We start from the raw sequence: 8261 nt of genomic DNA on the forward strand, positions 1-8261 counted from the left end.
GAGGCGGAGGCGGCGGTGCCGGTGCCATCACGCGCACGGGCGCCGGCGGCGCGCCGAAGCGGTAGACCAGGCCCACGGAAGCCATGTCGATGTAGCCGCGATGGCGCACCGGGTCTTCCAGGCGATAGCGCTCCAGTTCGCCGCGCACCGACAGCTGCGGCGTGAAGGCGTACTCCAGGCCGACGCCGACCTTCACGCCGAAATCGTTCTCGCGGCGCGAGCCGTAGTTGCCCACCAGCCCCGTGCTGCTGGTCGTGGCGCGCGAGCGCGAGTACACGGCACCAACGCGCGCAAAGGCGGAGAAGCGGTCCGAGATCGGCAGCGTGCCGACCAGGTCCAGGTTGACGCCGCGGAAGCGCGTGCTGCCGTGGAACGCGCCGAAGCCGGTGGTGTAGCCGTAGTCGTAGCGGCCCAGGTCGAACCAGCCGCCTTCGATGGCGAGGTTGCGGTTCATCTGGTAGCCGCCGTAGACCTTGTAGCCCATTTCGTGGTCGTCGTCGCTGAGGCCGGTGACGGCCAGCGGCGAGACGGACAGCATCGGCTTGTGCTCGAAGTCAGCGCGCGTGGTGCCGACGTTGCCGCCAAGGTACCAGCCGCTTTGATGGTCGGCGTAAGGTTGCGCGAAGGCGCTGCCGCCGACAGTGGCGGCGAACACCGCCAGCCCGACGGCGCTGAGCCGGTAGGCGGTCGAATAGAACGGTCGTGATTTCAAGGTGATCTCCCAGTCCAAGAGCATTGGAGTATGGGGAAACCGAGCCGTTCGTAGGGCCGAGTGGGCCTCTGTGTTCCGCAAATACAACAACTGAATTTGCAACGGCCTTTTGTTGAGCAAGCAACGGCCGAGTTGATTTACAAGCGCATTTCCTATACTGAGCGCATGAATATCGTCGACAGCTTCGCGGATGTCTCGCGCTTCGTCGCACTGCGGCGCGACATCCATCAGCATCCCGAACTCGGCTTCGAGGAACACCGCACGTCGAAGATCGTGGCGGACCTGCTGCGCGAATGGGGCATCGAGGTGCATACCGGCGTGGCCGGCACCGGTGTAGTCGGCGTCCTACATTGCAGGAGCGGCAACGGCGGCGGTGCGCGCAGCATCGGCCTGCGCGCCGACCTGGACGCGCTGCCGCTGCAGGAGGAGAACCGCTTTCCCCACCGCTCGCAACATGATGGCCGCATGCATGCCTGCGGCCACGACGGCCACACCACCATGCTGCTGGCCGCGGCCTGGCACCTGGCCCGCGCGCGCGACTTTAGCGGCACGGTCAACTTTATCTTCCAGCCGGCCGAGGAGATGGGCAAAGCCGGCGCGCTGAAGATGATCGAGGATGGCCTGTTCGAGCGTTTTCCCTGCGACGCGGTGTTCGCATTGCATAACTTCGCCGTGCCCATCGGCGGCTTCGCGCTGAACCACGGCGCGCTGATGGCGTCGAGCAACACGTGGCGCGTGACCATCACTGGCAGCGGCACGCATGCATCGATGCCGCACACCGGCATCGACCCGGTCGGCGCGACAATCGACCTGGCGCAGCAGCTGCAGTCGCTGGTGCCGCGCGTGGTGAACTCCACCGAGCGCGCGCTGCTGGCGGTGACGCAGCTGCAGGGCTCGGACGCACCCAACGTGATTCCCGACAAGGCGTCGGTCGGCGGCACGGTGCGCACCTTCTCGGTCGATGCGCTCGACCGCATCGAAGCGGGCCTGCGCCGGCTGGCCGCCGGCATCGCCCAGGCGCACGGCTGCGAGGCCGAGGTGTTCTTCCGCCGCGCGTCGCCGCCGGTGGTGAACCACGAAGCCGAGGCGCGCTTCGCCGCGAACGTGATGCGCGAAGTGGTCGGCGACGCGCAGGTGGACGAGAACCATCCGGGCGTCCTGGGCGCCGAGGACTTCGCCCACATGCTGCGCGTGAAGCCGGGCTGCTACGCCTTCATTGGCAACGGCGAAGGCGGCCACCGCCTGCCGGACCACGGGCCCGGACCTTGCATCATCCACAACACCTCGTTCGACTTCAACGACGAGATCATTCCCGTCGGCGCCAGCTACTTCGTGCGGCTGGCGCAACGCTGGCTCGCTCAGGCCTGATCACGATACACAAGGAGTCCGCATTGACGTTCCGCCGCATCCGCACCGCTTTCCTCGCGCTCGGCCTGGCCGTGCTCGCCGCCTCGCCCGCGTTCGCGCAGCGCGTGATCCGCATGGTCGTGCCGTTCGGCCCCGGCGCCGTGCAGGACACGGTGGCGCGCACCTTCAACGCCGAACTGGGCCAGGCGCTCGGCGCCTCGGTGGTGGTGGAGAACAGGCCGGGCGCGGGCGGCTCGGTCGGCACCGCGCTGGTGGCCAAGTCGCCGGCCGACGGCAACACGCTGGTGCTGGCGGCGGCCAGCCACACGCTGGCCGGCCACCTGTACAGCAAGCTGCCCTACGACCCGGTCAAGGATTTCACCGGCGTGGCCTACATCGGCAACTCCGGCTACGCCATCGCGGTGCCGGGCAACCTGGGCGTGAACACGCTGGCCGACTACGTGAAGCTCGCCAAGAGCAAGCCGGGGCAGTTCAATTACGCGTCGGCCGGCAACGGCAGCGCCACCCACATGGGCATGGCGTATTTCCTCGCGCGTGCCGGCACGGAGATGCAGCACGTGCCGATGAAGTCCACCGGCGACGCCGTCAACGAGGTGCTGGCCGGCCGTGTGCAGGGCGTGACATCGTCGCTGATCGGCCTGGTGCCGTTCAAGCAGGACGCGCGCATCAAGATCCTGGCCTACACCGGCGCCCAGCGATCGCGCTTCATGCCCGACCTGCCGACAGTGGCGGAAGCGGGCGTGCCGAACTACAAATTCGATTCCTGGATCGGCGTGCTGGCGCCGGCCGGCATGCCCAAGGCCGAACTGGACAAGCTCAACGCCGCCATCAACAAGGTGCTGGCGCTGCCCGAGGTGCAGGAGCGCCTGACGCGCCTGGGCGTGGAGACGGGGCCGGCGATGGCGTCCGACGATTTCCAGAAGCTATTGCGCGCGGACTACGAGAACGCGGGCGTGCTGGTGAAGGCTTCGGGCGCGCGGATCGAATGAGGCTTGTCCCGCGCTCCCTCAGCCCTTGCTGATGGAGCGGATCACCCGTGCGGGGTTGCCGCCGACGAGCGTGTTTGCAGGCACGTCCCGGGTGACGACCGACCCCGCCGCAACCACCGCGTTCTCGCCGACCGTCACGCCGCCGATGAGGGTGGCGCCAGCTGCGATCCAGACGTTTCTTTCGATGGCGATGGGCTTCGCGGTCACGCAGGCGCGCCGCTGCGCAGGTTCCAGGGGATGGCCCGACGTGATGATGCTCACGTTCGGCCCGATCAGCACGTCATCGCCGATGTCGATGCCGCCCAGGTCGTACATCGTGCAGTTCTGGTTGATGAAGACGTTGCGCCCGATGCGGATTTCTTCGCCGCCGGTCGTGTAGAACGGCGGGATCAGCGAAAAGCCGTCGTCCACCTCGCGGCCGATGAGTTCGCTGAACAAGGCGCGGATGCCGGCGGCATCGTCGAACGCCAGGCGGTTGAGGGCGCAGGTGATCGTCATGGCGCGCTTGACGCTGGCCACCATGGCCGCCGACTCGGGCGTCCTGCTGCGAATCAGCCTGGTGTGATCGTCGGCCGGCATCGCGACGGCAAGCCCGGTGCCGCTACGCGGCGGCCTCTTCGCGCACCAGCACCTCGCCGCGCAGCGAATGCGGCCGCGCCTCAGTGATGGTCACGTCGATCAGCTGCCCGGCCAGCCGCTTGGGCCCCGCGAAGTTGACGATGCGGTTGCATTCCGTGCGGCCCATCAGCTCGTTCGCGTCCTTGCGCGACGGCCCTTCCACCAGGATGCGCTGCACCGTGCCGACGCGGCTGGCGCTGATGCGCTGCACGTTGACCTCCAGCGTAGCTTGCACCTGCTGCAGGCGCTTGAGCTTCACCGCGTGCGGCGTTCCGTCGGGCAGGTTGGCCGCCGGCGTGCCGGGGCGCGGGCTGAAGATGAAGGAGAAGCTGGCGTCGTAGCCGACGTCCTCGATCAGCTTCATCAGCTTCGCGAAATCGTCCTCGGTTTCGCCCGGGAAGCCGACGATGAAGTCGCTGGACAGCGAGAGCTCGGGGCGCACCGCGCGCAGCTTGCGGATGATGGACTTGTATTCCATCGCCGTGTAGCCGCGCTTCATCGCCATCAGGATGCGGTCGCTGCCGTGCTGCACCGGCAGGTGCAGGTGGCTCACCAGCTTGGGCACCTTGGCATAGGCGTCGATCAGCCGCTGCGTGAACTCGTTCGGGTGGCTGGTGGTGTAGCGGATGCGCTCGATGCCGGGCATCTCGGCCACATACTCGATCAGCAGCGCGAAGTCCGCGATCTCCGCGCTGTCGCCCATCGGGCCGCGGTAGGCGTTCACGTTCTGCCCGAGCAAGGTCACTTCCTTCACACCCTGCTCGGCCAGGCCGGCCACTTCGGCCAGCACGTCGTCGAACGGCCGCGACACTTCCTCGCCGCGCGTGTAGGGCACCACGCAGTAGCTGCAATACTTGGAGCAGCCTTCCATGATGCTGACGAAGGCCGCGGCGCCGTTCACGCGCGCGGGCGGCAGGTGGTCGAATTTCTCGATCTCGGGAAAGCTGATGTCCACCTGGGCGCGCTCCTCGCGCGCGCGCCGCGCCAGCAGCTCGGGCAGGCGGTGCAGGGTCTGCGGGCCGAACACCACGTCCACATAGGGCGCGCGCTCGACGATGGCGGCGCCTTCCTGGCTGGCCACGCAACCGCCCACGCCGATCAGCACGCCCTTGCTCTTCAGGTGCTTCACGCGGCCCAGGTCGGAGAACACTTTTTCCTGCGCCTTCTCGCGCACCGAGCAGGTGTTGAACAGGATCAGGTCTGCCTCTTCCACGTCCTGCGTGGGTTCGTAGCCGTCGGCCGCGCGCAGCACGTCGGCCATCTTGTCCGAGTCGTACTCGTTCATCTGGCAGCCGAAGGTCTTGATGAACACCTTGCGGCTCATTTCACCGCTCCCATGGCGCGCGCGGTGAAGATCAGGTTCAGCAGCTCGGCAAAGCGCTTGTAGCCATCCGCATCGCCGGTGTTGACGCCGCCCACCTGGCGGTATTCCTGCGGCGTGAGCAGCCAGACCTCGTGCACCTGGCCGGTGGTGCTTTCGCGCCGGTAGACGGTGTAGACGCTGCGGCCGATCAGGCTGCCGGACAGCACCAGCATGTTGTTGATGTCGTGCACGCGCACGCCCGGCGTGAAGCGGTCGGGCTTGCCGTCGACGGTGATGGTGCCGTTCATGTTCTGCACGGCGAGGACGCCGGGCTTCACGTCGGCCGGCACGCTGCGCACGATGGTCTGGGCCTGGGCGATGCCCGCGCAAAGAAGGCTGAGGGCCAGCAAGGCCCAGCGGAGACAGCGGTTCATGGTGTAGAGCCAGAGGCTGTTGAGGGGAAGCCTGGATTCTAGTCAACCGGCCCGATAATCCCCAGCCATGACCTGGCCGCTGGACAACGCAAGCATCACCCACGGCATCCAGCTTGCGGTGGCGCCGGTGTTCCTGCTCACCGCGGTGTCGGGAATGATCGGCGCGGTGGCCGGCCGGCTCGCGCGCATCATCGACCGCGGCCGGCAACTGGAGGAGCGTGCGCTGTCGTCGCAGGATGCGGTGTTTCTCGCCTTCGCGGACAACGAGCTGGTGCAGCTGCGCCTGCGCGGGCGCCTCGCCAACGGCTGCATCGCGCTGCTCACCACCTGCGCTTTCCTGATCGGGCTGACCATCATCCTGCTGTTCCTGGGCGAAACCGCGTCGTTCCGGATCAGCGCCTGGGCGGTCGGCGGCTTCCTGGCGGGCGTGGTGAGCTTCCTGTGCGCGCTGCTGTGCTTCCTGGCCGAAACCGTCATCGCCACGCGGCTGCTGAATTTCCGCCGGCCGCCGCCGCGGGACGCACAAGGCTGAGTCTCAGGACGCTAAAGGCCGAACTTCGCGCCCGCCCCCAGCAGCGTCGCCACGCCAAGCGCGGCGAAGATCGCGGCGGCCACGCCGTGCACCAGTCGCATCGGGATCTTGGCGGACAGCTTGTCGCCGGCGAACACGGCCGGCACGTCGGCCAGCAGCATGCCGAGCGTGGTGCCGGCCACGACCACCCACGGATCGGCGAAACGCGCGGCCATGGCGATGGTGGCGATCTGCGTCTTGTCGCCCATCTCGGCCAGGAAGAACGTGACGAAGGTCGCGCCGAACACCCCCAGGCGCTGCGCCGCCGCCTGCTCTTCTTCCTCGATCTTGTCGGGGACGAGCGTCCACGCGGCCATGCCGATGAAGGAGATGCCGAGCACCCAGCGCAGGGTCTGCGGGCTGAGCGCGGTGGTGATCCAGGCGCCCAGCGCGCCAGCCATGCCGTGGTTCAGCAGGGTGGCGGCCAGGATGCCGGCAACGATGGGCCAGGGCTTCTTGAAGCGCGCGGCAAGCAGGAAGGCGAGCAGCTGGGTCTTGTCGCCGATTTCGGCAAGGGCGACAACGCCGGTGGAGACGAGGAAGGCTTCCATGGAGTTCCATGGCCGGGCGGCCGAACCAATGACCGCTCGCGATACCCCGGCGGGCGGATCGAAGCAGTCAAAGGTCTTGCCAGGCTGGGCTGCTGCGCGCGCCATGGCCGTGGGGGCCAATGACGGGTATTTGGTGGCGCTTCACGGAGGAGGGGCCCCCCAATTTCGGCTGCCTGCCAATACAACCTCACCCCAGAGACAACGGCCCATTGGCGGGCGAGAGTTGATTGCGCGACGGATTGTGCCATAAAGAGGACCACTGCCGAGCGGACGACAGGACGGCTCACAGTAGCCAGCAGTCACGCGGAGCAGCACGAATCTGCACGCATCACTACGCCGATGCTTCGGAAGCCACACGGCGTTGGTGTCGCCGCAGATTGATCGTGAATATGCATCCTGTCCCGGGCAGGTCGCGAACGGTCAAGGTGCCTCCGAATGATTCAACGCTCTGCTTTGCTATCGGGAGCCCAAGGCCCAATCCACTTCGGTCACTATGTCTGCGGGTAAACGGGATGAACATCACCTCGCTGACGCCCGGCGGAAGCCCGCCGCACCCATCTTGCACGTCGATGGAGACTGTATCGTCATCGCCGCTCGCGTGTGCGGTCAGCAACACCACAGTGTCTGGACGCGTGAACTTGAACGCGTTCTGCACAAGGTTCATCACGGCTCCAAGTAGAAGTTCGCGGTTGCCTTTGACTCCGATGTCGGGATCAATGGTATTTTTCACTACGAACGAACATCCGCGAGCATTGCTGTCGAGTAGGGCTGCATTTCCGGCGTCAGCGATGAATGACGCGAGTGAGAACACTTCCACGTCATCAGGCCGTGCCGCCGCGACACGCACTTCGGCCAACGCGTGCTTCACCAGCGATGTCAGAGCGTCCAAGCTGCGTCGCAACACGCCGCCGGTCGCACCAGCAATCGGCAAGGTGCCAGTTTCTAGCGCCGTTAATGCCAGAGTTGCCGTGTGCAGCGAGTTACGAAGTTCATGGAGAAGAAAGCCGTGCCGCTCATTTGCCTCCGAAGTTAAGCGGTGTGCTGCTTCAACATCACTATGCTTGCTGAACTCCGCGACGGCCTCTGCGATTGCATTGTCAAGGCACCGGTTGAGCGTTCTAAATTCGTCCACACTGAATGGTGCATCACGTTCGACGGCTAGATCGGTGATCGCTTGGCACAGGTCGCCATAGCCGTGCACAACTTCTTCGACCGAGTAGCCAAGTTCCAGCAGTTGTTTTCCGTGGGCTGTCGCCCCTATACCGATTTCTGACGAGTCAATTGAAGAAAGGCTCACCGCCCCCGATATCCGGGCACTCTCCCCCGGCTGCCCCACGTCCTCAGCGTCGAGGGTCCGCGTCAACTGCTCCAAAAAGAGGGGGATCCCATTTTTAAGTTGTTCCTCTGTCGCACCATGCGGCGGACGCAGTCCAGCCTTGACTTTGCAGCGTTCGATGAGCGCCAAACGATTGCGAACCAGAAAGTCATGCATAGCCAACCTCTCCAACCGCCTGTGCGGTAACTGACCCTAAGTGTGCTCTTTTTTTGTCGAGCATGACCTGCCCCCTCCCGCCGTACCAACTGAATTGAGGAAGTCCGGGGGTTGCAAGATTAATCGATCTGCGTGGGGGTTGAAGTGGATCGAGTTGCATCGCCAGCGCGCTGGCGATGCAACTCGGCGAAGCGAGCCGGTGGGATGCGGCCCAGACTGCTGT

General features: G+C 65.9%; 9 protein-coding genes. 3 read left to right on the top strand and 6 right to left on the bottom strand.

Annotated elements, in window-relative coordinates:
- The coding region (locus H0U68_RS12425) for an outer membrane beta-barrel protein (RefSeq protein ID WP_296356004.1) at positions 1–712 on the bottom strand (712 nt) is incomplete at its 3' end.
- Between the two features lie 165 nt (positions 713–877).
- On the opposite strand from H0U68_RS12425, the gene H0U68_RS12430 reads away from it, so the two are divergent.
- Positions 878–2080, top strand: coding sequence for a M20 aminoacylase family protein (locus tag H0U68_RS12430; protein WP_296356006.1), 1203 nt, complete (start codon positions 878–880; stop codon positions 2078–2080).
- A gap of 38 nt (positions 2081–2118) precedes the next feature.
- Entirely contained in the window at positions 2119–3069 is a 951-nt protein-coding gene (locus tag H0U68_RS12435) for a tripartite tricarboxylate transporter substrate binding protein (protein ID WP_296356020.1), read from the top strand.
- 18 nt (positions 3070–3087) lie between these two features.
- Here H0U68_RS12435 and H0U68_RS12440 read toward each other — a convergent pair whose 3' ends face one another.
- The 3 genes from H0U68_RS12440 to H0U68_RS12450 are packed head-to-tail and all read right to left on the bottom strand — an operon-like array spanning position 3088 to position 5424.
- Positions 3088–3648, bottom strand: coding sequence for a sugar O-acetyltransferase (locus H0U68_RS12440; RefSeq protein ID WP_296356008.1), 561 nt, complete (start codon positions 3646–3648; stop codon positions 3088–3090).
- Positions 3649–3670: 22 nt separating this feature from the next.
- Positions 3671–5011 (bottom strand): tRNA (N6-isopentenyl adenosine(37)-C2)-methylthiotransferase MiaB, encoded by a 1341-nt coding sequence (gene miaB, locus H0U68_RS12445; protein WP_296356011.1) that lies wholly within the window; start codon positions 5009–5011, stop codon positions 3671–3673.
- Complete coding sequence (locus H0U68_RS12450) at positions 5008–5424, bottom strand: hypothetical protein (RefSeq protein ID WP_296356012.1); 417 nt, start codon at positions 5422–5424, stop codon at positions 5008–5010. The genes miaB and H0U68_RS12450 overlap by 4 nt, the downstream gene beginning before the upstream one ends.
- Positions 5425–5491: 67 nt before the next feature.
- On the opposite strand from H0U68_RS12450, the gene H0U68_RS12455 reads away from it, so the two are divergent.
- On the top strand, positions 5492–5956 hold the full coding sequence (locus H0U68_RS12455; RefSeq protein WP_296356014.1) for a DUF2721 domain-containing protein: 465 nt from the start codon (positions 5492–5494) through the stop codon (positions 5954–5956).
- An 11-nt stretch (positions 5957–5967) separates the two neighbouring features.
- On the opposite strand, the gene H0U68_RS12460 is transcribed toward H0U68_RS12455, so the two are convergent.
- On the bottom strand, positions 5968–6546 hold the full coding sequence (locus H0U68_RS12460) for a TMEM165/GDT1 family protein (RefSeq protein ID WP_296356016.1): 579 nt from the start codon (positions 6544–6546) through the stop codon (positions 5968–5970).
- A 331-nt stretch (positions 6547–6877) separates the two neighbouring features.
- Positions 6878–8038: a HAMP domain-containing sensor histidine kinase gene (locus H0U68_RS12465; protein ID WP_296356018.1), complete on the bottom strand. Its 1161-nt coding sequence runs from the start codon at positions 8036–8038 to the stop codon at positions 6878–6880.
- Positions 8039–8261: the final 223 nt, after the last annotated feature.

Source organism: Ramlibacter sp. (assembly GCF_013697775.1).
GTDB lineage: Bacteria > Pseudomonadota > Gammaproteobacteria > Burkholderiales > Burkholderiaceae_C > Ramlibacter.

What these genes read in the sequence shown, in the direction of transcription:
- H0U68_RS12430 (WP_296356006.1), top strand. Translation starts at nt 878, where the DNA reads ATGAATATCGTCGACAGCTTCGCGGATGTCTCGCGCTTCGTCGCACTG.
- H0U68_RS12465 (WP_296356018.1), bottom strand. Translation starts at nt 8,038, where the DNA reads ATGCATGACTTTCTGGTTCGCAATCGTTTGGCGCTCATCGAACGCTGC.
- miaB (WP_296356011.1), bottom strand. Translation starts at nt 5,011, where the DNA reads ATGAGCCGCAAGGTGTTCATCAAGACCTTCGGCTGCCAGATGAACGAG.
- H0U68_RS12440 (WP_296356008.1), bottom strand. Translation starts at nt 3,648, where the DNA reads ATGCCGGCCGACGATCACACCAGGCTGATTCGCAGCAGGACGCCCGAG.
- H0U68_RS12460 (WP_296356016.1), bottom strand. Translation starts at nt 6,546, where the DNA reads ATGGAAGCCTTCCTCGTCTCCACCGGCGTTGTCGCCCTTGCCGAAATC.
- H0U68_RS12455 (WP_296356014.1), top strand. Translation starts at nt 5,492, where the DNA reads ATGACCTGGCCGCTGGACAACGCAAGCATCACCCACGGCATCCAGCTT.
- H0U68_RS12450 (WP_296356012.1), bottom strand. Translation starts at nt 5,424, where the DNA reads ATGAACCGCTGTCTCCGCTGGGCCTTGCTGGCCCTCAGCCTTCTTTGC.